22 protein-coding genes and 1 tRNA gene are annotated in these 23,319 nt (G+C 74.7%); 11 read left to right on the top strand and 12 right to left on the bottom strand.

Going from position 1 to position 23,319, the window contains the following annotated elements; genetic code table 11:
* Window positions 1-44: 44 nt before the first annotated feature.
* The 3 genes from CP977_RS13145 to CP977_RS13125 form a co-directional block, all read right to left on the bottom strand.
* Window positions 45-2,141 (bottom strand): serine/threonine-protein kinase, encoded by a 2,097-nt coding sequence (locus CP977_RS13145; protein WP_152370146.1) that lies wholly within the window; start codon window positions 2,139-2,141, stop codon window positions 45-47.
* Window positions 2,142-2,206: 65 nt separating this feature from the next.
* Window positions 2,207-4,396: a protein kinase domain-containing protein gene (locus CP977_RS34050; RefSeq protein WP_167308929.1), complete on the bottom strand. Its 2,190-nt coding sequence runs from the start codon at window positions 4,394-4,396 to the stop codon at window positions 2,207-2,209.
* Between the two features lie 65 nt (window positions 4,397-4,461).
* Window positions 4,462-5,394, bottom strand: a complete 933-nt coding sequence (locus tag CP977_RS13125) for a protein kinase family protein (protein ID WP_152370145.1) — start codon at window positions 5,392-5,394, stop codon at window positions 4,462-4,464.
* Window positions 5,395-5,489: 95 nt separating this feature from the next.
* On the opposite strand from CP977_RS13125, the gene CP977_RS35190 reads away from it, so the two are divergent.
* Entirely contained in the window at window positions 5,490-5,624 is a 135-nt protein-coding gene (locus tag CP977_RS35190; RefSeq protein ID WP_260321675.1) for a hypothetical protein, read from the top strand.
* Between the two features lie 26 nt (window positions 5,625-5,650).
* Here CP977_RS35190 and CP977_RS13120 read toward each other — a convergent pair whose 3' ends face one another.
* Entirely contained in the window at window positions 5,651-5,968 is a 318-nt protein-coding gene (locus CP977_RS13120; protein WP_152370144.1) for a hypothetical protein, read from the bottom strand.
* Window positions 5,969-6,115: 147 nt separating this feature from the next.
* Window positions 6,116-6,190 (bottom strand) — tRNA-Cys (locus CP977_RS13115).
* A gap of 180 nt (window positions 6,191-6,370) precedes the next feature.
* Between CP977_RS13115 and CP977_RS13110 the strand changes: the two genes are divergently transcribed.
* From CP977_RS13110 to CP977_RS13085, 6 genes are all read left to right on the top strand, one after another.
* Window positions 6,371-7,876 carry an MFS transporter gene (locus CP977_RS13110; protein WP_152370143.1) on the top strand — a complete coding sequence of 502 codons (1,506 nt, stop codon included), beginning with the start codon at window positions 6,371-6,373 and terminating at the stop codon, window positions 7,874-7,876.
* A 32-nt stretch (window positions 7,877-7,908) separates the two neighbouring features.
* The gene (locus tag CP977_RS13105) at window positions 7,909-8,106 is read left to right on the top strand and encodes an Arc family DNA-binding protein (RefSeq protein ID WP_062755237.1); all 198 of its coding nucleotides are present in this window, start codon (window positions 7,909-7,911) and stop codon (window positions 8,104-8,106) included.
* A complete protein-coding gene (locus CP977_RS13100) occupies window positions 8,103-8,474 on the top strand; it encodes a type II toxin-antitoxin system death-on-curing family toxin (RefSeq protein WP_030210020.1) in 372 nt (123 codons plus the stop codon). Before CP977_RS13105 ends, CP977_RS13100 begins: the two co-directional genes overlap by 4 nt.
* Window positions 8,475-8,593: 119 nt before the next feature.
* The gene (locus tag CP977_RS13095; protein ID WP_062757066.1) at window positions 8,594-10,390 is read left to right on the top strand and encodes a DEAD/DEAH box helicase; all 1,797 of its coding nucleotides are present in this window, start codon (window positions 8,594-8,596) and stop codon (window positions 10,388-10,390) included.
* 396 nt (window positions 10,391-10,786) lie between these two features.
* Window positions 10,787-11,428 (top strand): IclR family transcriptional regulator, encoded by a 642-nt coding sequence (locus tag CP977_RS13090; protein ID WP_030210027.1) that lies wholly within the window; start codon window positions 10,787-10,789, stop codon window positions 11,426-11,428.
* Window positions 11,429-11,671: 243 nt separating this feature from the next.
* The gene (locus CP977_RS13085; RefSeq protein ID WP_062755239.1) at window positions 11,672-12,466 is read left to right on the top strand and encodes a S16 family serine protease; all 795 of its coding nucleotides are present in this window, start codon (window positions 11,672-11,674) and stop codon (window positions 12,464-12,466) included.
* On the opposite strand, the gene CP977_RS13080 is transcribed toward CP977_RS13085, so the two are convergent.
* From CP977_RS13080 to CP977_RS13065, 4 genes are all read right to left on the bottom strand, one after another.
* On the bottom strand, window positions 12,420-13,739 hold the full coding sequence (locus CP977_RS13080; protein WP_062755241.1) for an MFS transporter: 1,320 nt from the start codon (window positions 13,737-13,739) through the stop codon (window positions 12,420-12,422). The genes CP977_RS13085 and CP977_RS13080 overlap by 47 nt on opposite strands.
* A complete protein-coding gene (locus CP977_RS13075) occupies window positions 13,736-13,918 on the bottom strand; it encodes a hypothetical protein (RefSeq protein ID WP_062755243.1) in 183 nt (60 codons plus the stop codon). The genes CP977_RS13080 and CP977_RS13075 overlap by 4 nt, the downstream gene beginning before the upstream one ends.
* Window positions 13,919-13,966: 48 nt before the next feature.
* Window positions 13,967-14,584: an ArsR/SmtB family transcription factor gene (locus CP977_RS13070; protein WP_062757067.1), complete on the bottom strand. Its 618-nt coding sequence runs from the start codon at window positions 14,582-14,584 to the stop codon at window positions 13,967-13,969.
* A gap of 74 nt (window positions 14,585-14,658) precedes the next feature.
* Entirely contained in the window at window positions 14,659-15,138 is a 480-nt protein-coding gene (locus CP977_RS13065; RefSeq protein ID WP_062755245.1) for an Lrp/AsnC family transcriptional regulator, read from the bottom strand.
* A 121-nt stretch (window positions 15,139-15,259) separates the two neighbouring features.
* On the opposite strand from CP977_RS13065, the gene hppD reads away from it, so the two are divergent.
* Complete coding sequence (gene hppD, locus CP977_RS13060; protein WP_062755247.1) at window positions 15,260-16,405, top strand: 4-hydroxyphenylpyruvate dioxygenase; 1,146 nt, start codon at window positions 15,260-15,262, stop codon at window positions 16,403-16,405.
* 267 nt (window positions 16,406-16,672) lie between these two features.
* On the opposite strand, the gene CP977_RS13055 is transcribed toward hppD, so the two are convergent.
* Window positions 16,673-18,097, bottom strand: a complete 1,425-nt coding sequence (locus tag CP977_RS13055; protein WP_229991626.1) for a tetratricopeptide repeat protein — start codon at window positions 18,095-18,097, stop codon at window positions 16,673-16,675.
* A 98-nt stretch (window positions 18,098-18,195) separates the two neighbouring features.
* Between CP977_RS13055 and CP977_RS13050 the strand changes: the two genes are divergently transcribed.
* Window positions 18,196-19,614, top strand: coding sequence for an FAD-binding oxidoreductase (locus CP977_RS13050; RefSeq protein WP_062755249.1), 1,419 nt, complete (start codon window positions 18,196-18,198; stop codon window positions 19,612-19,614).
* Window positions 19,615-19,657: 43 nt separating this feature from the next.
* Here CP977_RS13050 and CP977_RS13045 read toward each other — a convergent pair whose 3' ends face one another.
* Window positions 19,658-20,149, bottom strand: a complete 492-nt coding sequence (locus CP977_RS13045; protein WP_062755251.1) for an SsgA family sporulation/cell division regulator — start codon at window positions 20,147-20,149, stop codon at window positions 19,658-19,660.
* A gap of 344 nt (window positions 20,150-20,493) precedes the next feature.
* On the opposite strand from CP977_RS13045, the gene CP977_RS13040 reads away from it, so the two are divergent.
* Both CP977_RS13040 and CP977_RS13035 read left to right on the top strand, forming a co-directional pair.
* Window positions 20,494-21,942, top strand: coding sequence for an RDD family protein (locus CP977_RS13040; RefSeq protein ID WP_152370142.1), 1,449 nt, complete (start codon window positions 20,494-20,496; stop codon window positions 21,940-21,942).
* 85 nt (window positions 21,943-22,027) lie between these two features.
* Window positions 22,028-22,792 carry an RDD family protein gene (locus CP977_RS13035; RefSeq protein WP_062755253.1) on the top strand — a complete coding sequence of 255 codons (765 nt, stop codon included), beginning with the start codon at window positions 22,028-22,030 and terminating at the stop codon, window positions 22,790-22,792.
* Between the two features lie 18 nt (window positions 22,793-22,810).
* Here the strand turns inward: CP977_RS13035 and CP977_RS13030 are convergent, their stop codons facing one another.
* Window positions 22,811-23,104, bottom strand: a complete 294-nt coding sequence (locus CP977_RS13030; RefSeq protein WP_152370141.1) for a hypothetical protein — start codon at window positions 23,102-23,104, stop codon at window positions 22,811-22,813.
* Between the last annotated feature and the right edge of the window lie 215 nt (window positions 23,105-23,319).

The raw sequence follows: 23,319 nt of genomic DNA, 5'->3' as shown, positions 1-23,319 counted from the left end.
TCAGGGTCTCCTCCGTACCGGCGCCGGTACGGAGGAGACCCGGCTCACTCCCCGTACACCGGCATCGCCGCGATCCGGCCGCCCCGGACGAGGAAGACGCGGTTGCCTCCGCCCGCCATCCGATAGGTGCCCCCGCCCGGCATGCTGAGGGAGAAGAGGGAGTCGCCGGTCTCCTTGTGGACGGCCCTGAGGTAGCTGCTGTCGGGGGCGTGCAGCCAGACCGTCGCGCCCTCCACGGCCGGGGGCGCGAGCGTGCCGGGGCCCTTGGCCTCCAGGTCCACCTGCCACGCCTTGTCGTCGTTGAGGTAGGCCGACGAGCTGTTGTAGCGGTGGGCGTGGGCGGCGTTGACCGCGAAGACGGTGAAGCCGTCCGCGACGGGGGAGCCCCAGCCGACGCCCTTGTCCGCGGCCTCCTCCTTCCAGAGGAGGTCGCCCCGGTCGACGCGGCGGGCGATCAGCGTGGGGCCGCCGAAGTAGACGATGTTGCTGCTGAGGGACGGGAACTGCCCGCCGGTGCCGTGGCCCGTGAACTCCCAGGCCTTCTCGCCCGTCTCGGTGTGGAGGGCCGCGGCCCTGCCGTCCCTGCCGTGGATCACGAGCCGTCCCTCGCCCACGAGGGCCCGCGCGGGGCCGTTCGGGGAGCGGGGCGAGGTCATGGGGCGGGTCCAGGCGGTGGCGAGGGTCCAGGCGTCGACGGCCCGCACCTCGTTCTCCTTCGTCACCAGGTAGACGCGGGTGCCGTCCGACGCGAGAACGGCGGCCGCGTCGGACCCGCTCCGCCAGACGGACCGGCCGGTGGAGGCGACGAACGCGCACAGGGCGCCGCCCTTGTCCACGCCGACGACCATCCGGTCCGCGACGGAGACGAAACCGGCGCCCGCGTCGACCTCCTCCGCCCGCCACCGCTCCTTCCCGTCCGTGACGGACAGGGCGAGCAGGCCGCCCCCCTTCGCCCGTACGACCACCACGTCCCGTACCGGCAGCGGCGGTTCGTCCCCGGGCGCCGCCCCGCCGACCGGACCCCACAGGGGGTCGGGGGCCTGGCCCGGTTCGAGGTCGACGGCCGAGACGAAGGCCGCCTCGGGGGTCGCCGCGGCCGGCGGCACGTCGGCGGTCGACACCCCCCTGCCCCGGCTCAGCCACCAGGCGCCCGCCCCGCCGCCCGCGCCCAGGACCGCCACGCCCACGGCGGCGCCGGTGAGGAAGCGCCGCCGGGACGGCGAGCCGGACCCCGGCACGGTGGCGTCGGCGGGCGCCGCCAGGCGCTTCACCTCGGCCTCGCGCCGCTTGACGTCCTCCGCCAGCGGCCCCTTGCGCCACACCCGGTCCGCGCCCTTCGGCGGCGCGAAGGCCGCGGCGATCCGCGCGGGCGCCGGACGGAGCGCCGGGTCCTTCGCCAGGCACGGGCCGATCAGCTCCCGCAGCTCCGGCGGCACCCCGTCCAGGTCCGGGGCGCCGTGCACCACCTCGTACTGGAGCGCCGCCACGTGCGCGCCGTCGAAGGCGCGCCGCCCGCTCGCCGCGTACACCAGGACCGCGCCGAGCGAGAAGACGTCGGCGGGCGGGCCGACGCGCTGCCCGAGGACCTGCTCCGGGGCCCCGTAGCCGGGGGTGACCGGGATCTGCCCCGTGGTGGTGAGGGTGAGGCCGTGCTCGGGGCGGGCGATGCCGAAGTCGATGACGCGGGGGCCGGTCGCGGTCAGCACGATGTTCGCGGGCTTCAGGTCGCGGTGGACCAGGCCTGCGGCGTGGATGTCGTACAGCGCCCGGGCGAGCCGGTCGGCGAGCGCGCGGACCGCCGGCGGATCCATCGGTCCGTACGCGCGGACGGCGTCGTCCAGGGTCGGCCCGGCGAGGAACTCGGCCGCGATCCACGGCCGCCCGCCCTCCGTGTGCGCCCCCAGGATCCGCGCCACGCCCGTGCTCGTGACCGCCCGCGCCATCTCGGCCTCGCGGACGAACCGCTGGGCGAGGTGCGGGTCGTGGGCGAGCTCGGGGTGGAGGACCTTGACGGCGGCGGGCGTCCCGGCGCCGTCCCGGCCGACGTAGACCTTGCCCATGCCGCCCTCGCCGAGGACGCCGAGGAGCCGGTACGGGCCGAGCCGGAGCGGGTCGCCGGCGGCGAGGGGCTGAGGGGTCATGGGGATGCTTCCGGGTAGGGGATCTTTTTCGGGGGAGGGGGCGGACGGGTTCGGGTTCGGGTTGGTCAGGCGAACGGGAGGGACACCACGGTCTTCTCTCCCGCCCCGAAGAGCCGGGTCCTCCCCTTGTCGGTCACGAAGCGGTTCGCCTCCGTCCGGAACACCCAGTCCGAGCGGTAGCCGTCCAGGGCGACCGCGTTGAGACCGCCCCGCACGGGCGTGTACACGTACTTCTCGCCGACCACGGGGGTGGCGAAGAAGTACGGGGCCAGGGGGCGCCCGGACGGCGCCTCCGCCCGGTGCCTGCGGCCGTTGTCGGCCCCGACGGACACCAGGCCGGGGGTCTCCCTCTTCTCCTGCGCGTGGACCAGGCCGTTGGCGACGGCCGGCACCCCGTACGAGGTGGTGGCGGAGCCGGAGCCGTACTCCCAGGCGACGGAGCCGTCCGTGAGCCGCAGCGCCCGCAGCCGGTCGCCGCCCAGGTAGACGTGCCGCTCGTCGGTCACCAACTGGCCGGGGATGTACGAGGAGGAGTCCTTCAGGGGCAGCCGCCGCTGCCACAGCTGCCGGCCGGTGCGCAGGTCGCGCGCCTGGACCAGGAAGGAGTCCAGGTCGTCGCTGTTCTTGCCGAGGACCAGCCGGTCGCCGACGATCCGGGAGAGCCAGGGCCGGACGTTGCCCCAGGCGTACGGCTGCCGCCACAGCTCCCGGCCCGCGCGCACGTCGACGGCGATCAGGTGCCAGCCGACGTCGTCCCGGTCCCCGGTGACGTCCCAGTCGCCCCGCCGGGAGGACGCGAAGAGCACGCCGTCGGAGGCGGTGAGGAGTTCCGTTCCCTTGTAGGAGCCCTCGAAGCCCTTCAGGTCGATCGTCCGGGACGTCCCCCCGCCGCCGAGGGCCCCGCGCGTACGGAGGTGGAGGACGCCGGGGCCCTCGAACTCGCCGCTCGACATGTAGAAGACCGTGCCGTCGGTGGTGACCTGAGAGGGCTCCATCACCGCGCTCTCGGACCAGAGCACGGTGCCGTCGCGCATGTCGAGCGCCCGGAACTCCGTGGTCTCGGCGAAGCCGACGACGCCGTCCGCGACCAGCGGGGTGATCCGCTGCTCGCGGTCGAACGCCTTCCCCTGCCACAGCGGCGCGGGCGCCCCGTCGGCGGCCGTCGTGGCGGGGACGGCGGTGGGCCCGGCGGACCCTCCGCCGGCCGGGGGGCCGTCCTGCCGCCCGCTCCGCCACGCCCACAGGCCGCCGCCCGCGCCCGCCGCCCCGAGCAGGGCGGCGCCGCCCACCGAGAACAGCCGGCGGCGGGAGAGCGGGGCGGCGGGCACGGTCTCCGCCGCGACGGGCCCCTCCGGGGCCGGGAGCCGGTGCGGGGCGTGCAGCCACACGTCGGTCGCCCGGCGGCCGATGTCGGCGAGCACCAGCGGGGGCAGGTGGTCCGCGAACTGCCCGTGCCCGTCGTGCAACCGCTCCACGAGGACGGCGGTGGTGGGGCGGGCCGCCGGGTCCTTGTCGAGGCACGCGGTCAGGAGCGGCAGCAGCGCCTCCGGTACGCCGGTGAGGTCGGGTTCGGCGTACCGCACGCGGTACAGCAGGTCGGCGGGGGAGCCGGTGCCGAAGGGGCCGTGGCCGGTGGCCGCGAAGACGAGGACGCCGGCGAGCGCGAACACGTCGCCCGCCGGGGCGTGCTCCTGCCCGCTCGCCTGCTCCGGCGACATGAACGCCGGGGTGCCGGCCGCCGCCCCCGTGCGCGTGAGGTGGTCGTCGCCGGCCGCGCGGGCGATGCCGAAGTCGATGACCTTCGGGCCGTGGGCGGTGACGAGGACGTTCGAGGGCTTCAGGTCGCGGTGGACCACGTCCGAGGAGTGCAGCTGGGCGAGGGCTCCGGCGAGCGCGGCGCCCAGGGCGCGGACGGTCGGCTCGGGCAGCGGGCCGCCGAGCGCGACGGCGTCGTCCAGGGGCGGCCCGAGGACGTACTCGGTGGCCAGCCAGGGGGTCTCGGCCAGCGGATCGGCGTCCACGACGGCCGCGCCGTGGCGCGCGCCGATGATCCGCGCCGCGTCCGTCTCCAGCCGGAACCGGCTGCGGAAGGCGGGGTCGGCGGCGAGCCGGGCGTGCACGGTCTTGAGGGCGACCGTCCGGCCGCCCGGGGTGCGCGCCAGGTAGACCGTGCCCATGCCGCCGGAGCCGAGGCGGGCGAGGAGACGGTACGTGGCGACGACGGCCGGGTCGTCGTGGGTCAGGGGCGACAGCATGAGGTCAGGTCCGTGCGGTCCGGGGGCGGGGGCGTGTTCGAGGCGTGCGGGGGTCGGGGACGTGTTCAGGGGCGTACGGGGACGGTGGCGGCCCGCTCGGGGAGCGGCGGCAGTTCGGCGGCGAGGAGTTCGGCGGACTGGCGGGCGAGCGCGGCGACCACCCGGCCGGGCAGCCACCCGGGCGCGAGGAGCGGGGCGCCGGGCACGGACGGGGCGAACGCGGCCGCCAGGGCGGCGGCGGTGGGCCGGTCGGCGGGGTCGCGGGCCAGACAGGCGGAGACCAGCGGCCGCAGCCCGGGCGGGAGTTCGTCACGTTCGGGCACGGTGTGCCCGGTGGCGGCGTACGCGAGGACGGCGCCGAGCGCGAACACGTCCCCCGGCGGGCGCGGCCGTCCTCCGGCCGCCTGCTCGGGGGCGAGGGCGCCGGGGTCGATCCCGGGCAGCCCGGCGCGCGGCTCGCCGTCGGGCCCGGCGGCCCGTACCGCTCCGAAACAGCTCAGCAGTGGCCCGCCGGCGGCGATCAGCACGGCGGCGGGGGAGACCCCGGCGTGCGCGAGGCCCCCGGCGTGCACGGCGGCGAGCGTCTCGGCGAGCACGCCCCCGAGCCCCCGCACGGCCGCCTCGGGCAGCGGCCCGCCGTGGACGGCGAGGGCGACGGGGAGGGGGAGGACGGGGAGGTAGGGGGTGGTGTACCAGGCTTGACCGGCGGAGGAGTCGGGGGCGCCGGATATGGCTCCACCCCCGGCGAAAGGCGCCGACACCTCCGTCACCGGAGCGATCCACGGCCCCGCCAGATGGCGCCCCGCCTCCGCCTCCGCCGCGAAGCGGACCGGGTCGGCACCCGGCAGCGGGACGCTCAGCAGGACCGTGCGCCCGTCCCGGCCACGGGCCACGAACCGGCGGCAGGGGACGGCGGAGCCGGGCGGATCGAGGCGGGTGATCAGCCGGTACGGCCCGATCTCCCGCGCGGACTCCCGCTGCGCGCGCGCCTGCTCCACCGGCTCGTCTCCCCCGTCGCTCCGACGCCCCGGGGCCACCGGGGCGGGAACGAGCCTACCGAGAAGACGACAGGCCCCGGCCACGGGAGGGGGCGGTGGGCGGACGCCGGCCTCCGGACGGCCCCTACACGTGCAAGGCGAGCCCGGTCCGGCGCGAGGCCGTGCCGGGCGACCCCGCGACGGGCCCGGTCCGCACCGCCGGAGAGGTGAACGCCCCCGACTTCTGGTGACTGACATGAGCCGGTGGCGCGTGGCGTCACTCGTCGGCACGGGTGTGCGCCGGCCCCGAGTCGTAGCGGTCGAGGAACTCGTCCGGCGGGACGTCGAGCGCGTGCAGGCGGGAGAACACCTCCGTGCCCGCGCCCACCTCCTCGTCGCCGTCGGAGATCCGGTAGACCTGCACCATGTCCAGGACCTCGAAGCCGTCCTCCGCGGCGTACTCGTCCGCCTCCCGCTCGGCCAGCTCGACGGCCTCGTCGAGGGACCGCGCCCGGAACAGCACGACGCGCTCCTCGTAGGGGCGGCTCTCCGGGCTCGGCCACCGGTAGAAGGTCCTGGCGCCGTACCACGCCATCGGTTCTCTCCTCATCGCCGGTCCGCCGCATCCCCTCGTACGAAACCGTGATCATCGTCCAGGGGGTCCGCCCGCGCAACGGGTTTCGCCCCGGCCCGCGCACGACGACGGCCCCGGACCAAGAGGACCGGGGCCGTCGAAGGGACGTGGAGACCGTGGCGGGAATCGAACCCGCGTAACCCGCTTTGCAGGCGAGTCCCTGAACCACTCGGGCACACGGTCCTGTGACGAACTGGTACGACCGTAGGGGGCGGTCCGAGGGGGCCTCAAGGGTTCGCGGGGCCGTGCCACGCGACTGCCACACGCCCGCAACACTCCGTTCGCGGTCGTAGGACCGAGGACCGAGTGATCGCCGGTCTTCCGACAGGGGTCATTCAGGTCTACACCTCTTACTCTGGGGGGATGAGCGCCCTCGAACCCCGAGACGCCGGCACCGACGCCGCCGTCCCGAGCCCCGGAACCGGACCCCGTGCCGACCAGCCCGCCGACAGGGGGTCCGTCCTCGACCCGGACCACCGGGCGCTCAGCATCGGCATCGTCTCCGTCGTCCTGCTCATCGCCTTCGAGGCGACCGCCGTCGGCACCGCCATGCCCGTCGCCGCCCGCGAGCTGAACGGCGTGTCCGTCTACGCCTTCGCCTTCTCCGCGTACTTCACCACCAGCCTCTTCGGCATGGTCCTGGCCGGACAGTGGTCCGATCGCAAGGGGCCGCTCGCGCCCCTCGCCACCGGCATGTCCGCCTTCGCGGCCGGACTGCTCCTCTCCGGGACCGCCGGCCTCATGGGGACGTTCGTCCTCGGCCGGGCCGTGCAGGGCCTCGGCGGCGGCCTCGTCATCGTCGCCCTGTACGTGGTCGTCAGCCGCGCCTACGACGAGCACCTCAGGCCCGCGATCATGGCCGCCTTCGCCGCGAGCTGGGTCGTCCCCTCCGTCGTCGGCCCGCTCGCCTCCGGCACGATCACCGAGCACCTGGGCTGGCGCTGGGTCTTCGTCGGCATACCGGCCCTCGTCGTCCTGCCGCTCGCCCTCGCCCTCCCCGCGATCCGCCGCACCGCCTCCGGCCCCGCCGACCCGGAGGCGCCCGTCGCCCCCTGGGACCGGCGCCGGATCCGGCTGGCGCTCGGCATCTCCGCCGGCGCCGGGCTCCTCCAGTACGCCGGGCAGGAACTGCGCTGGCTCTCCCTGCTGCCCGCCGTCGCGGGCGCCGCGCTGCTCGTGCCCGCCGTGCGGGGGCTGCTGCCGCGCGGCACCTACCGGGCCGCCCGCGGCCTGCCCTCCGTCGTCCTGCTGCGCGGGATCGCCGCCGGGTCCTTCATCGCCGCCGAGTCCTTCGTGCCCCTGATGCTGGTCACCCAGCGGGGCCTGAGTCCCACCCTCGCCGGGCTCTCCCTGGCCGTCGGCGGCCTCACCTGGGCGCTCGGCTCCTGGATCCAGTCCCGGCCGTGGACGGAGCCGTACCGGGAACGCCTCGTCGTCCTCGGGATGGTCCTGGTCGCGCTCGCGATCGCGACGGCCCCGAGCGTCCTGATCACCGCCGTGCCCGCCTGGACCGTCGCGGTGGCCTGGGCCCTCGGCTGCCTCGGCATGGGCGCGGTGATCTCCTCCACGAGCGTGCTCCTCCTGAAGCTCTCCGCCCCCGAGGAGGCGGGCACGAACTCCGCCGCCCTCCAGATCTCCGACGGCCTCTCCAACGTCCTGCTCCTCGCGGGCGGCGGCGCCGCCTTCGCGGCCCTCGGCGGCGGCGCGGTCGGCCACGCGGTCACCTCCCACACGGCCGCCACCGGCTCCCACCCGGCCGCCTTCGCCGCGGTCTTCCTGCCGATGGCGGGGGTGGCGGCGGCGGGGGCGTGGGTCGCCACGCGGCTGCACGGGGAGCCGGTGCGGTCCGGGGACCCGAAAGCCCCCTGACACCATGTGGTACCGCGCGGTACCATGGCGTCATGGCTGGTCTCAACGTCAGGTTCACCGAAGAAGAGCTGGACGCCCTGCGCGAGCGGGCCGAGGCGGAGGGGCGCAGCATGCAGTCCTTCGCGCACGACGCCGTGATCCGGGCCATAAACGAGCACTCCCGCCTCTTCGACGAGGCGGCCGAGCACGTGCTGAAGGTCAGTGAGGAGCTGAACCGGAGGCTCGCGTGACGTACTACCTCACGCTCCCCGAGGTCCTGAACCTCGCGCAGCGGCTCGGCGCGGACGAGGTGCGGGACTACGGTCTCCTCGACTCCGCCCTGGCACGTCCGCAGTCGAGCGTGTTCGGCCAGGACGCCTACCCGGACGTCTGGCAGAAGGCCGCGGCGCTCATGGAATCGCTCGCCCGCAACCACGGACTCGTGGACGGGAACAAGCGCATCGCCTGGTACGCGACCTGGGTCTTCCTCCACATGAACGGACACCCACTGGACTCGGCCTTCGACGTCGACGAGGCGGAGGCGTTCGTCCTGGACGTCTGCCAGGGCGCCCTCGACGTCCCCAAGATCGCCGCGCAGCTGCCCCGGTTCGCGCGCTGACCGCCCCGACGTGAGCTGGATCGCACCCGGATGGGAGACCCCCCGTCGGGTACGAGGTCCGGGCCGGGCCGCCGGTAAGGTGGCCCGGTTGTCATATCTGGACGAGCGTCGAACCGGAGATCGTGACTACCACCGCCCCCTCCTCACACCACCTCTCTCCCGCCTTCCCCGGCCGCGCCCCCTGGGGCACCGCCAACAAGCTGCGAGCCTGGCAGCAGGGCGCGATGGAGAAGTACATCCAGGAGCAGCCCCGCGACTTCCTCGCGGTCGCCACCCCCGGAGCCGGCAAGACCACCTTCGCGCTGACCCTCGCCTCGTGGCTGCTCCACCACCACGTCGTGCAGCAGGTCACCGTGATCGCGCCCACCGAGCACCTGAAGAAGCAGTGGGCCGCGGCCGCCGCGCGGATAGGGATCAAGCTGGACCCGGAGTACAGCGCGGGGCCGCTCAGCAAGGAGTACGACGGCGTCGCCCTCACCTACGCGGGCGTCGGCGTGCGGCCCATGCTCCACCGCAACCGCTGCGAGCAGCGCAAGACCCTCGTCATCCTGGACGAGATCCACCACGCCGGAGACTCCAAGTCCTGGGGCGAGGCCTGCCTGGAGGCCTTCGAGCCCGCCACGCGCCGCCTCGCGCTCACCGGCACCCCGTTCCGCTCCGACACCAACCCGATCCCCTTCGTCACGTACGAGGAGGGCAACGACGGCATCCGCCGCTCCTCCGCGGACTACACGTACGGCTACGGCAACGCCCTCGGCGACGGGGTCGTCCGGCCGGTCATCTTCCTCTCCTACAGCGGCAACATGCGCTGGCGCACCAAGGCCGGCGACGAGATCGCCGCCCGCCTCGGCGAGCCGATGACCAAGGACGCGGTCTCGCAGGCCTGGCGCACCGCCCTCGACCCGCGCGGCGACTGGATGCCGAACGTGCTGCGCGCCGCCGACCAGCGGCTCACCGAGGTCCGCAAGTCCATCCCCGACGCGGGCGGCCTCGTCATCGCCTCCGACCAGGAGTCGGCCCGCGCGTACGCCAAGCTGATCCGCGAGATCACCGGCCACCGCGCCACCCTCGTCCTCTCCGACGACGCGGGCGCCTCCGGCCGCATCGACGAGTTCAGCGAGAGCGACGACCGCTGGATGGTCGCCGTCCGCATGGTGTCCGAGGGCGTCGACGTCCCGCGCCTCGCGGTCGGCGTGTACGCGACGACGATCTCGACCCCGCTCTTCTTCGCCCAGGCCGTCGGCCGCTTCGTGCGCTCCCGCAGGCGCGGCGAGACCGCGTCCGTGTTCCTGCCCACGATCCCCAGCCTCCTCGGCTTCGCCAACGAGATGGAGGTCGAGCGCGACCACACCCTCGACCGGCCGAAGAAGGCGGGCGAGGACGAGGACCCGTACGCCGAGTCCGAGAAGGAGATGGCGGAGGCCGAGAAGCAGCAGGACGAGGACACCGGGGAGCAGGACATGCTGCCCTTCGAGGCCCTGGAGTCCGACGCCGTCTTCGACCGCGTCCTCTACAACAGCGCCGAGTTCGGCATGCAGGCCCACCCCGGCAGCGAGGAGGAGCAGGACTACCTCGGCATCCCCGGCCTCCTCGAACCCGACCAGGTGCAGCTCCTCCTCCAGAAGCGCCAGGCCCGGCAGATCGCGCACAGCCGCAAGAGGCCGGACAGCGAGGCGGACCTCCTGGAGCTGCCCGCCGAGCGGCGGCCCGTCGTCTCCCACAAGGAACTGCTCGAACTGCGCAAGCAGCTCAACACGATGGTCGGCGCGTACGTGCACCAGAGCGGCAAGCCGCACGGCGTCATCCACACCGAGCTGCGCCGGGTCTGCGGAGGCCCGCCGAGCGCGGAGGCCACCGCCGGGCAGATCCGGGAGCGGATCAAGAAGGTCCAGGAGTGGGCCACGCGGATGCGCTGAGACCCGTGCCGCCCCGAGTGACCGGAGGCCCGTACACCGCTGTGTACGGGCCTCCGCCGTCCCGCCGCGACGCGGGACCGGGCAACCGGCCGACCCCCTCCGCGCACCCCGCACGACATAGCCGTTCTTGTCCGCCGAAGTCCTTCCTCCGGCCGACGAAGGACCCGAACCGTCTTCATCCGGTCGCCGGCGCCCGGATTCTGGACGAGGTCTTCCGCTGAGCGGAGCGGGTCGCTACTGTCCCGGCTCAAAAGCATTCGCCCCGTGGCAGCGCCGCCGCGGAGCGCAGCCGGTGTACCCCTTCCTGCCGGCGGCCTCTGACGTGCGTCGCCGCGGGACCGGCGAGGCAACCCCGTGAGAGTCCCGCCTCCATCTCACTCCGAAGGAGAGGGCGTCGTGACCGCGGAGACCTCCCAGACGCTCGACCGGGGACTCAGAGTCCTCAAACTGCTCGCCGACACCGACCACGGCCTGACCGTCACCGAGTTGTCCAACAAACTCGGCGTGAACCGGACCGTGGTCTACCGCCTCCTGGCCACGCTCGAACAGCACGCCCTGGTCCGCCGCGACCTCGGCGGGCGCGCCCGCGTCGGCCTCGGCGTGCTGCGGCTCGGACGCCAGGTCCACCCCCTGGTGCGCGAGGCGGCGCTGCCCGCGCTGCGCTCGCTCGCCGAGGACATCGGGGCGACGGCCCACCTCACCCTGGTCGACGGGGCGGACGCGCTCGCGGTCGCGGTCGTCGAACCGACCTGGACCGACTACCACGTCGCCTACCGGGCCGGCTTCCGCCACCCGCTGGACCGGGGCGCGGCCGGCCGCGCGATACTCGCCGCCCGCCAGGGCGGCCTGACCGAGCCGGGCTACACCCTCACCCACGGCGAACTGGAGGCCGGCGCGAGCGGCGCCGCCGCCCCCCTGGTCGGCGTGACGGGCGTCGAGGGCAGCGTCGGCGTCGTCATGCTCGCCGACGCCGTCCCCGAACGCGTCGGCCCGAGGGTGGTGGACGCGGCCCGCGAGGTCGCGGACGCGCTGCGCTAGGGCGCGCGGCGGCCGGGTGCGCGTACGGGCGCGTGCGGGCGTACGGCAGGGCGGTACGCGTACGGGCGTACGGGGCGGGCTCCGTCGCCACGGCCGCCCCGCCCTCGCCCCCGGTCGCGTCCCGGTCCGTGCGGCCCTGCCGCCCCTCCGGGGCCGACGCCGGTACGGTCCGCGCCCCCGGCCCCGTACCCCCGGTCCGCGCCCCCCGCCCCGCACCCCCGCGCGTCCCAGTAGATTGGGGGCGTGCTCTCCCGTCTCTCCCGTCCCCGTGCCCTCGCGCTCTGCGCGCTGCCCGTCGCCGGGCTCTTCGCCGTCGTCGGGTTCGCGCCGTTGCCGTACGCGATCGCGCAGCCCGGTACGACCGCCGACGTGCTGGGCGAGGACAAGGGGAAGCAGGTCATCACGATCACCGGCGCCCCGGTCCGGGAGACCGAGGGGCAGTTGCGGATGACGACGATCCTGGCGACCGGCCCGTCCGCGGACATCCGCTTCGGGGACGTGGCCGACGCCTGGTTCCGCACCGACCGGGCCGTCCTGCCGAAGGGCTCCGTCTACCCGTCGGGGAAGTCGGACGCGGAGGTCGAGAAGCACAACCTCGGGCAGATGAAGCAGTCGCAGGACGCGGCCGCCCTCGCCGCCCTCGGCTATCTGAAGAAGGACCCCGAGCAGGTGAAGGTGACCCTGCACCTCGCCGACATCGGCGGGCCCAGCGCGGGCCTGCTCTTCTCCCTCGGCATCGTGGACAAGCTCGACGGCGACGGGGACGGCGGCGACCTCACCGGCGGCCGGACCGTCGCCGGTACGGGCACGATCGCGCCCGACGGGAAGGTCGGCGCCGTCGGCGGGGTCTCCCTCAAGACGCAGGCCGCCGCCCGGGACGGCGCCACCGTCTTCCTGGTGCCGAAGGCGGAGTGCTCGGACGCGGAGGCCGAGCTGCCGAAGGGGATGCGACTGATCCCGGTCACCGCCCTGAACGACGCGGTGGCCTCCCTCAGGGCCCTGGAGCAGGGGCAGGGGGCGAAGGTTCCGTCCTGCTGATCTCCTCGGCATCGGTGGGGGCGGGCCCGGCGTCCATCTCCCGCCACGCCGGGAACACCAGCGGCGACAGCGTCGCCAGGAAGTAGAGCGCCCCGACCCCGAGCAGCGTCGCCGCCAGGCCGGCCCGCTCGACCAGGAGGCCCGCCGCGAGGCCGCCCAGCGGGGTCGTGAGCAGCACCCCCGCCGTGCTCGCGCCCATGACCCGGCTGCGGAGCCCCTCGGGGACCCGCTCGTACATCACCGTGGACAGGATCGGGTTGAGCACCCCGACGCCGAACCCGGACGCCGCGAGGGTCACCAGGAGCGGGGCGGTGGTGTCGGTGAGCGCGGCCACCACGTACGGCGGGGCGCCGCCGACCAGGAACCCGGCCGTGAACACGGCCCGGCGCGGGAGGCGCTCCCCGAACGCCCCGTAGAGCAGCGCTCCCGCGAGGGCGCAGCCGCCGAAGACCGAGGCGAGCAGGCCCTGCGCGGCGGGACCGCCCAGCTCCTGCCGGGCGTGCACCGGCAGCAGGACCGAACTCCAGCTCTGGCTGAGGCCGTTGGTCACCATCACCATCACGGTGATGCCGAGCAGCAGCCGGGAGCGGAACAGGAAGGCGTACCCCTCGCGCAGGTCGGCCCGGTAGCGGGCGGGGGAGAGGGGCGGGCCGTCGCGCACCGGCTCCGCCGCGGGCACCCCGCGCAGTCCGGCCAGGACGAGCAGCGCGGAGAGGACGAAGGTCGCGGTGTCGAGGAGCAGGACCGTGTCGGCGCCCAGGAACGCGACGAGCAGCCCGGCGACGGCGGCGCCCGCCATCCAGGCCCCGCGCGACACGGCGTCGTACAGGCTGGCGGCCCGGGGGAGCGGGGTTCCGGCGTGCCCGGCCAGGTCGGGGACCAGGACGCGCCGGGCCATCTCGCCGGGCGCGTGGCACAGGCCGTTGACCGCCATCAGGGCGCACAGCATCCAGAACCGCAGGATCCCGGCGTGGTGCAGGAGCGGGATCGCGGCGAGCGCCAGGCCGCAGACCAGGTCGGAGGCGACGCTGACCCGACGGCGGCCGAGCCGGTCGACGACCGGGCCGCCGGCGAGGGCGGAGACGAGGACGGGGAAGGCGGCGCAGAAGGCTACGAGCCCGGCCTTGCCGGGGCTTCCCGTGGTCTCCAGGGCGAACCACGGGACCCCGATGAGGGTGAGCGCACTGCCGGTGATCGAGACGGCGTTGGCGGCCAGGACGGTGGCCAGTGGCCGTACGTCCTTCTTCTCCGGGCTTCCCCCCGGCGCGGTCACGCGGCGAGGCTGACCGGGCGGTCGGCGGGCGTCGCGAGCCGCAGGCCCAGCTCGACCAGGCGCCGGCCGAGTTGGACGCGGAGGGTGGGGGATTCCCCTGCGTGGCAGGGGCGTTCGGCGGCGCGGTGGGCCTCGGCGGCGGCCAGGGCGTGCAGCTGGAGGTGGATGTCGGCGTGCATGTGCGTGGTCCTTCCGTGTGCGTACGGGGGATTCGGCGGGCGGTGCTCTCAGTCCTCGCGCTGCGGGAACGCGTGCAGGTGGACCCGTACGCGCTCGGCGTCCGGCGCGTCCTGCTCGGGGGCGGTCCGGTACTCCTCCATCAGGGCGTGCACCTTCTCGCCGAGCTCGCGCAGCTTCGCGGGCGGCAGCCGCAGCGTGAAGTCGCTCATGTCGGCGGAGCCGAGCCACTTCTGGCCCCAGTCCTCCCGGGTGCCGAGGTAGGTGTTCAGCTCCTGGGTGTGGATGTTCGCGATCTCGTGCATGTAGACGTCGACGGCGCCCCGGACCTCCGGGTCCTCGTTCCGGTAGAGCGACTCGTCGAAGGCCGTGCCGCCCGCGACCGCCTTCCACCACCGCTCCCGGCCCTTGCCGCGCTCCGGGTCGTCCTCCACGAAGCCGTGGGCGGCGAGCTGGCGCAGGTGGTAACTGGTCGCCCCGCTGGACTCCCCGAGCCGCTCGGCCAGTTGGGAGGCGGTGGCGGAGCCGTGGCGGCGCAGGGCGCGCAGGAGCTGGATGCGGAGGGGGTGCGCGAGGCCGCGCAGGGAGCGGGGGTCGAGGGGGTGGACGACGTGTTCGGCGGGACGCTTCCCGGGGGTCTCCCCGGTGCGCTTCTCGGGCTCGGGCATGTCCTGAGCGTAGACATGCAAAGGAATGCTTGCAAGTGTTTCTTTGCAAGCATTCCTTTGGACGTTGCGGTCCTCTACGCCGGCGGCTCCCCGCTCGCCGCCTGCTCCACCAGCGGGATGATCCGCAGCGGCACCGGGTTCTCCATCACGATCGCCGTCGACGCCCGCACGATCCCCTCGAACCCCACCACCTTGTCGATCACCCGCTGGAGGTCCGCGTTCGAACGGGCCACCAGCCGGCAGAGCATGTCCCCGTGGCCCGTGGTCGTGTGCAGCTCCAGGACCTCCGGCACCGTCGCGAGGTGTCCCCGCACGTCCGCGCCCTGCCCCTGCTTGATCTCCAGGGTCGCGAAGGCCGTCACCGGGTAGCCGAGCGCCGCCGGGTCCACCTCCGGCCCGAACCCCCGGATCACCCCCGACCCCTGGAGCCGGTCGAGCCGCGCCTGCACCGTCCCCCGCGCCACCCCGAGGCGCCGGGACGCCTCCAGGACACCTATGCGCGGCTCGCGCGCGAGCAGCGCGATCAGCCGCCCGTCCAAATGATCGATCGCCACAGCGGCCCCTCCGTGGTCAGGATGTACAAGTCGCCCGACCATCCTGGCGTGTCGCTGTACAGACTGACCAGGGAAAAACCAAACTCTTGCGCACCTTGCCGAACGAAGGGACATTGCTGCCATGACTGAGACCATCCACCACACCCCCTCCACGGCGCGGCAGGCCGATCCCTTCCCCGTGAAGGGAATGGACGCGGTCGTCTTCGCCGTCGGCAACGCCAAGCAGGCCGCCCACTACTACTCCACCGCCTTCGGCATGAAGCTGGTCGCCTACTCCGGACCGGAGAACGGCAGCCGCGAGACGGCGAGCTACGTCCTCACCAACGGCGCCGCGCGCTTCGTGTTCACCTCCGTCATCAAGGCCTCCACCGACTGGGGCCGCTTCCTCGCCGAGCACGTCGCCGAGCACGGCGACGGCGTCGTGGACCTGGCGATCGAGGTCCCGGACGCCCGCGCCGCCTACGCGTACGCCGTCGAGCACGGCGCCACCGGCATCACCGAGCCGCACGAGGTGAAGGACGAGCACGGCACCGTCGTCCTCGCCGCCATCGCCACCTACGGCAAGACCCGCCACACCCTGGTCGAGCGCTCCGGCTACAGCGGCCCGTACCTCCCCGGCTTCGTCCCCGCGAACCCGATCGTCGAGCCCCCGGCCAAGCGCACCTTCCAGGCCATCGACCACTGCGTCGGCAACGTCGAGCTCGGCAGGATGAACGACTGGGTCGGGTTCTACAACAAGGTCATGGGCTTCACGAACATGAAGGAGTTCGTGGGCGACGACATCGCGACCGAGTACTCGGCGCTCATGTCGAAGGTCGTCGCGGACGGCACCCTCAAGGTGAAGTTCCCGATCAACGAGCCCGCGATCGCCAAGAAGAAGTCCCAGATCGACGAGTACCTGGAGTTCTACGGCGGCGCCGGCGTCCAGCACATCGCCCTCGCCACCAACGACATCGTCGCCACCGTGCGCTCGATGCGGGCCGCCGGCGTCCAGTTCCTGGACACCCCCGACTCGTACTACGACACGCTCGGCGAGTGGGCCGGCGAGACCCGGGTGCCGGTCGAGACCCTGCGCGAGCTGAAGATCCTGGTCGACCGCGACGAGGACGGCTACCTGCTCCAGATCTTCACCAAGCCGGTCCAGGACCGCCCGACCGTCTTCTTCGAGATGATCGAGCGCCACGGCTCCATGGGCTTCGGCAAGGGCAACTTCAAGGCCCTGTTCGAGGCGATCGAGCGCGAGCAGGAGAAGCGCGGCAACCTCTAGGGTCTGTCCGGCGGATCAGGGTCGGACGGACCCTGGGAGCCGCCACGCACGCGCGGGGAGGGGGTCCGGGGCAGCACCCCGGACCCCCTCGCCGCGCCACCGACCGGGCCGGCCCGGGCCCGGCCGCCCGCCGGCCCGGCGTCCGGCCCCGGCGTTCCGGCGGGACACGGGGCTCGCCCGGGACGCCACCCTTCAGGACGGCCGGGTACGCGCGCGCACCTGACCACACGCGCGCGTACCCGGCTCCCCGCGCCGTCCGAACCGCGCCTACGCGCGCGTACCGGCCCCCGGGGCCGGCTTCTCCGTGCCCGCCGCCTTCTCCGTACGCGCGGCCCCCACCCCCTCCGGCAGTTCGTCCGGCGGCTCTCCGACCGCCGCGAGCGCCGCCTCCGCCCTCGGGGCGTGCAGGGGCGAGAAGGACGGGTTGATCCGCAGGGCCTCCGCCAGGTGGCGGCGGGCCGGGCCCCGGAGGTCCAGCGCCCGCTCGATCTCGCCCCGGTGGTACGAGAACAGGGCGCTCCGCAGCCCCTCGTCGGTGGCCCGCTTCGCGTACTCCAGGGCCTCCTCCGCCCGCCCCGACCGGAACAGCGCCCAGCCCAGCGCGTCCGCCACGCCCACCGAGCGGTGCCCGCGCGCCCACTCCGCCCGCAGCCGGACCACCGCCGCCGCCGGGTCGCCGTGGTCCGCGCCGAGCAGCCCCAGGGGCACCGCCGCCCGCGCCCACGTGCCCGTCCGCAGCCGCTCGTACAGGCCCCGCGCCTCCGCGTCCCGGCCCAGCGACTCGGCCAGCTCGCCCGCCTCCAGGACGTACTCCGGCAGCGGCAGCCGGGCCAGCGCCGCCCGCCACTCCCGTACCGCCTCCTCCGCGCGCCCCAGGGCCGCGAGCGCCCGCGCCCGGCCCGCGAGCGAGGGCCCGTGGTCCCGGACGAGCCGCAGTGCCGCCCCGTGCCGCTCCAGGGCCTCCTCCGGCTCGCCCCGCTCCCACGCCAGGTCCCCGAGCCGCCCCAGGGCCGCCGCCTTCTCCGCGTCCGCCTCCGCGAGCGCCGCCGCGTCCAGGGCCGCCGCGTCCGCGTCCTCGCGCCAGCCCCGGTCGCGGTACGTCTGCGCGGCCCGCGCGCGCACCACCGCGCCCGCGTGCAGCTCCTCCAGCCGCTCCATCGCCTTGCGCGCCGCCCCGTAGTCCCCGAGGCCGTTGTACGCGTCGATCAGGACCGGGTACACCGGCCAGCGCCCCGGCTCCGCCTTCCGCACCCGCTCGCCCCACTCCCGGGCGGTCCGCCAGTCGCCCCGCGCCCCCGCGAGGGCCCCCAGGCCCAGCTGCGCGGCCGTGTTGCCGCGCGCGGCGGGCCGCTCGGCCAGGGAGCGCCGCAGCGCCTCCTCGGCCCGTGCGTAGTCCCGTGCGTCCCCGAGCCGCGTCCCGCGCTCCGTGTACGCCGCGCCCAGCTCCGCCCAGGCCGCCCCGTCGTCCGGGCGCGCCCACAGCCACCTCTCCCGGTCCGCGATCAGCGCGGCCAGGTCCGGGAGCGACGCCTGCGCGCCCGCGCGGGCCGCGATCACCGCCCGCTCCGCCGGTCCCGGCGGCCGCGGCGTCCCCCGGCCGAGGAGTTCCGGGGCGTACAGCAGCGCCGTCGCCGCGAGCACCGCGCCCGCGCCGGCGGCGAGGACCGTCCTCGACACGTTCTGGCTCTTCACGGCACTCACTGTGCTCCCGGCCCCGCCCGTACGAAGAGCACACGGAGCGCCCGCTCCGGCGGGTTCACACCGATGGCCCCGGGTGCCACGCTGGACGCATGGACGATCTCCGGAGGCAGCACCTCCAGACACCGGGGCGGGACGACCTCAGGTCACGGCTCCACGCGCGCCTGCTCGCCGGACTGCCCGCCGAGGCCCTGCTCACCGACCCGGACGTGACGGCCTCCTACGCCCACGACATGGCGAGCTTCTGCACGGCCGGCACCCCCGCGGCCGTCGTGCTCCCGCGCACCGTGGAACAGGTCCAGCACGTCCTGCGCACCGCGACCGAACTCCGCGTCCCCGTCGTCCCGCAGGGCGCCCGCACCGGCCTGTCCGGCGGCGCCAACGCCACCGACGACTGCATCGTGCTGTCCCTGGTCAAAATGGACCGGATCCTGGAGGTCGACCCCGTCGACCGGATCGCCGTCGTCGAACCGGGCGTGGTCAACGCCGTCCTGTCCCGGGCCGTCGCCGAGCGGGGCCTGTACTACCCGCCGGACCCCTCCAGCTGGGAGACGTGCACCATCGGCGGCAACATCGGCACCGCCTCCGGCGGCCTGTGCTGCGTCAAGTACGGGGTCACCGCCGAGTACGTCCTCGGCCTCGACGTCGTCCTCGCCGACGGGCGGCTCCTGACCACCGGCCGCCGCACCGCCAAGGGCGTCGCCGGATACGACCTGACCCGGCTCTTCGTCGGCTCCGAGGGCAGCCTCGGCGTCGTCGTGAAGGCCGTCCTCGCCCTCAAGCCGCAGCCCCCGGCGCAGCTCGCGCTCGCCGCCGAGTTCCCCTCCGCCGCCGCTGCCTGCGCCGCCGTCTGCGCGATCATGGAGCGCGGCCACACCCCGTCGCTCCTCGAACTGATGGACCGTACGACGGTCCAGGCCGTCAACAGGATGGCGCGCATGGGTCTGCCCGACACCACCGAGGCGCTCCTCCTGTGCGCCTTCGACACCCCCGACCCGGCCGCCGACCTCGCCGCCGTCGGCGAGCTGTGCGCGGCGGCGGGCGCCACCGAGGTCGTCCCGGCCGCCGACGCCGCCGAGTCCGAACTCCTCCTCCAGGCCCGCCGGCTCTCCCTCACCGCCCTGGAGACCATCAAGTCCGCCACGATGATCGACGACGTGTGCGTGCCGCGCACCCGGCTCGCCGAGATGCTCGACGGCACGGCGGCCGTCGCGGAGAAGTACGGCCTGACCATCGGCGTCTGCGCGCACGCGGGCGACGGCAACACCCACCCCGTCGTCTGCTTCGACCACACCGACGAGGACGAGTCGCGCCGGGCCCGCGAGTCCTTCGACGAGATCATGGCGCTCGGGCTCGCCCTCGGCGGCACGATCACCGGCGAGCACGGCGTCGGCGTCCTCAAGAAGGAGTGGCTGGCACGCGAGTTGGGGCCGGTCGGCCTGGAGCTCCAGCGCGGGATCAAGGCGACCTTCGACCCCCTCGGCCTCCTCAACCCCGGAAAGCTCTTCTGAACCCTCCCGGCAAGGGCCCGCGTACAAGGGCCTGCGCACCGGATCAGCGCTCGCCGTCCTGCGACTCGTCCGACGGCCACGGGTCGCGCAGCCACAGGTCGTCGGCGGCCACGGTGGTCGCCAGCAGCTCGGCGAGCCCGTCGTCGATGCCGAGCCGCTCCGACTCGGTGCCCGGCGGCACCGCGCGCAGGGTCCGCTCCAGCCAGGCGGACACCTGCGCGGACGGGGCCTCCAGGAGGGCGTCGCCGTCGGGGGAGGAGAGCGCCATCAGGATGACGCTGCGGCTGTCCACCTTGGTGGGCCAGATGCGGACGTCCCCGTGGCCGCAGGCCCGGAAGACGCCCTCCACGAGCAGTTCGCGCGCGAAGGTCCAGTGGACCGGGTGGTCCGTGCCGACGTGGAAGGTGATGTGGACGGCGTACGGGTCGTCGGTCCGGTAGGCGAGCCGCGCGGGCACCGGGACGGCGCGCTCGGGGGAGAGCACCAGCTTCAGCTCCAGCTCGCGCTCGACGGTGGTGTCGTCCGTGTTCTGCATGGTCGTACTCCTTCTCGCGGAGGGCCCCGGGCGGGCCTTCACCAGGAGAGAGCGGGGTGCCCGCGACTCATTACGCGACTTCGGGAAGTTTTTTTCGGGAAGTTTTTTCCGGCCCGTGTGCCCCCGGAAGTCCCGGGCATGCTCCTCGGGAGGAGAGAGCCGCAGGCATCGGCCCGAACATCACGGGGAGTGATCGATTCCGGGGCGCGTCGCTCGAAGGCGGCCTTTCTCGCGGGCTCTTTCTTCTCTCGGCGACGTTCTTCGTTACTGTCATCCCTGGGCGCGGCACGCCCGGCGCGCTGCCGTGCGGATCAAAGGCGTTGTGACTGAACGGAGTCGGGGCAGTGGCTACTCCTCCTGGAGGCGGCGGAGAGGTACCGCAGGCGGGGTACTACCCGGACCCGTCCATTCCCGGATACATCCGGTACTGGAACGGGGGCGCGTGGGTCCCCGGCACGAGCCGGCCCGCCCCCTCGGAGGGCGACGTCCCGCCCCACCCGCCCGCCGCCGCGGTCCCGGCCGGCCCGATCCTGGCCCCCGGCCCCGCACCCGCCCCGACCCCGGCCGCCGCGCCCGAACGGCCCGCCACCCCCTCCGTACCGGCCCAGGCGCAGGCCCCGGACCCGACTCCGGCGCAGGCCCCGGCCCGGTCGCAGCCCCAGGCCCCGGCCCAGGAGCAGGCGCCGCACGTGCCGGCCCAGGCGTCCGCCCCGGCCCCCGCGCCCGTGGCCGCGCAGGCCCCGGCGCCCGCCCGGACGCCCGCGCCCGCCCCCGTGCCCACGGTGGAGGAGACCGGGCCCGTCTTCTTCGACGAGGAGACGCCCCCGGCGGAGCCCGCCTCGGCCTGGCAGGCGGACACCTCCCGGCAGACCGGCTTCGGCGGCGACCGCGACCGGAAGGTCTCCTGGGGCGCGCCCCGCACCCCCGACCCGCGCACCCCGGCGGAATGGCCGGTCGCGGGCGAACAGGCCGAGGCGCAGGCCCCGGTCCAGGCCCAGCCACAAGCCCCGGCCCCCGCCCCGGCGGACCCCCGCCCGACCGGGGGAGCCGCGCGCCTCGGCGGCATGCCGGTCACCCCGATCCCCACCCCGGCGCCCCAGCCCCGGCCGACCCCGGAGCCCGCACCGGCCCCCGTACCGGCCCCCGCCCCCGCCACCCCCTCCTGGGCCCAGCCGCAGACACAGCAGCCCCAGCCCCAGCCGCAGGCACAACCCCAGCTCCAGCCCCAGCAGTCCCAGGAGCAGCAGCCGGTCGTCCCCTGGAAGCCGCCGGTCGAGGACCCCTTCCTCCAGGCGGCCCGCGCGCAGGCCTCCGCGCGTCCCGCCGGTCTCGGCAGGCGCCTGGTCGCCCGCGTGATCGACTCCGTCGTCACGGGCGCGCTCGCCGGCGCGGCCGCCTTCCCCTTCGTGACCGCCGCGCTCGACCACATCGAGGGCAAGATCGAGGCGGCCCGGCAGTCCGGGACCACCGTCCAGGTCTGGCTGGTGGACTCGACCACCTCCGTCCAGTTCGGCATCGTCCTCGCCGTGCTGCTCGTGATCGGGCTCCTGTACGAGGTGCTGCCGACCGCCAAGTGGGGCCGCACGCTCGGCAAGAAGCTCTGCGGGATCCAGGTGCGGGACATCGAGGCGCACGAGCCGCCGACGTTCGGCGGGGCCCTGAAGCGCTGGCTCGTCCACAACCTCCTGGGTCTCCTGGTGGTCGGCGTCCTCAACGTCCTGTGGTGCGTCTTCGACCGCCCCTGGCGCCAGTGCTGGCACGACAAGGCGGCCCGCACCTTCGTGGCGCGCTGACCCGGCGGGGACCGGGCCGGTGCCGGGTCCCCCGAACGGGCGGCGATTCCTTGCGGGGGCGTCCCGCCCGGGATGCACTGCCCCCATGAGCACCGACCAGCCGCCGCCCGGTCCGCCGCCCGACGACGACCCGTTCCGCAAGAGGCCGCAGGAGCCCCCGCCGTCCGCCGGCGGCCAGCCGCCGCCCGCCGGTCCGCCCCCCGAGGGCCCGCCGCCGGGCGGCCCTCCGCCGGGCGGTCCGCCCCCGCCCGGGAACCCGTACGGCTCCCCGTACGGCGGCGGCGGAGGCTCCCCGTACGACAACAACATGCCCCCGCCCCCGCCCCCGTACGGAGGCGGCTACGGCGGCGGGTACGGCGGGACCGATCCGCTCGCCGGGATGCCGCCGCTCGCCGACTCCGGCCGGCGCATCCTCGCCCGGCTCATCGACTGGATCATCGTCGCGGTGCCGCTCGCGATCATCGGCATCCCGTTCAAGGTCTACGACCGGGTGTCGTCCGACGACGACTTCGGCGACGCGGTCAACAGCTTCAACGGCGGGGGCCAGCTGGTCTTCCAGCTCATCACGATCGTCGCGTACGTCGCCTACGACACGATCCTGACGGCCAGGAACGGCCAGACCCTCGGCAAGAAGCTGATGAAGCTGCGGGTCGCGATGCTCAACGACGGCTCGACGCCCCCGATGAGCCAGTCGCTGCTGCGCGCCGTCGTGCTGTGGCTGCCCGCGCTGATCTGCTGCGCCTGTCTGTGGCCGCTGCTCCTGCTGATCCTGATCCTGGTCGACAAGCCCTACAAGCAGGGCCTGCACGACAAGGCGGCGAAGACGGTGGTGGTCTCCGTCCCGCGGTAGGACCTCACGTCCCGCGGGTCACGAACCGATCCGGGTCCCGGCACTCCCGCCCACGCGCGCGGCCGGCACCCGGATCTCCTCGTTCCCGGAGGTCCCGGAGGTCCCGGAAGCGGACCGGACCGGTGCGGAGGTCTTGACGGGCCCCGCCCGCCCCGGCATCGTCACCGCCACGAGCACGCCGAGCAGCAGTCCGGCGGCGCACGCCGCGGCGATGCCGGGGAGCGTCGTCGTGCCGGAGAGCAGCAGGGCGACGGTCGCGAGGACGACGGTGGCCGAACCGTAGGTGAGCTGTGCGGCGTTCGGACGCTGCATGACGAGTACCCGCCCCTCAAGACATCGCTGCGACTCTACGACGGTGGATGCCCGGGGGGAACGAGGGGTAAGCACGACCTCACCCGGTGCCGGTGCACGGGGGGCGCACAGGGTCATGCGATCGTCAAAAATCCTCCACGGTGCGCCCATCGGGCGTCCGATTACCGGGAAACCGCTCCCACATAGTGCAGTTGGTATGTGCAAGTCAAGATCTG

Origin of the sequence: Streptomyces cinereoruber, from assembly GCF_009299385.1 — a bacterium.
Lineage (GTDB): Bacteria > Actinomycetota > Actinomycetes > Streptomycetales > Streptomycetaceae > Streptomyces > Streptomyces bikiniensis.
The sequence above is the reverse complement of the archived record's forward strand: the minus strand, read 5'-3'. Positions and strand labels throughout refer to the sequence as shown.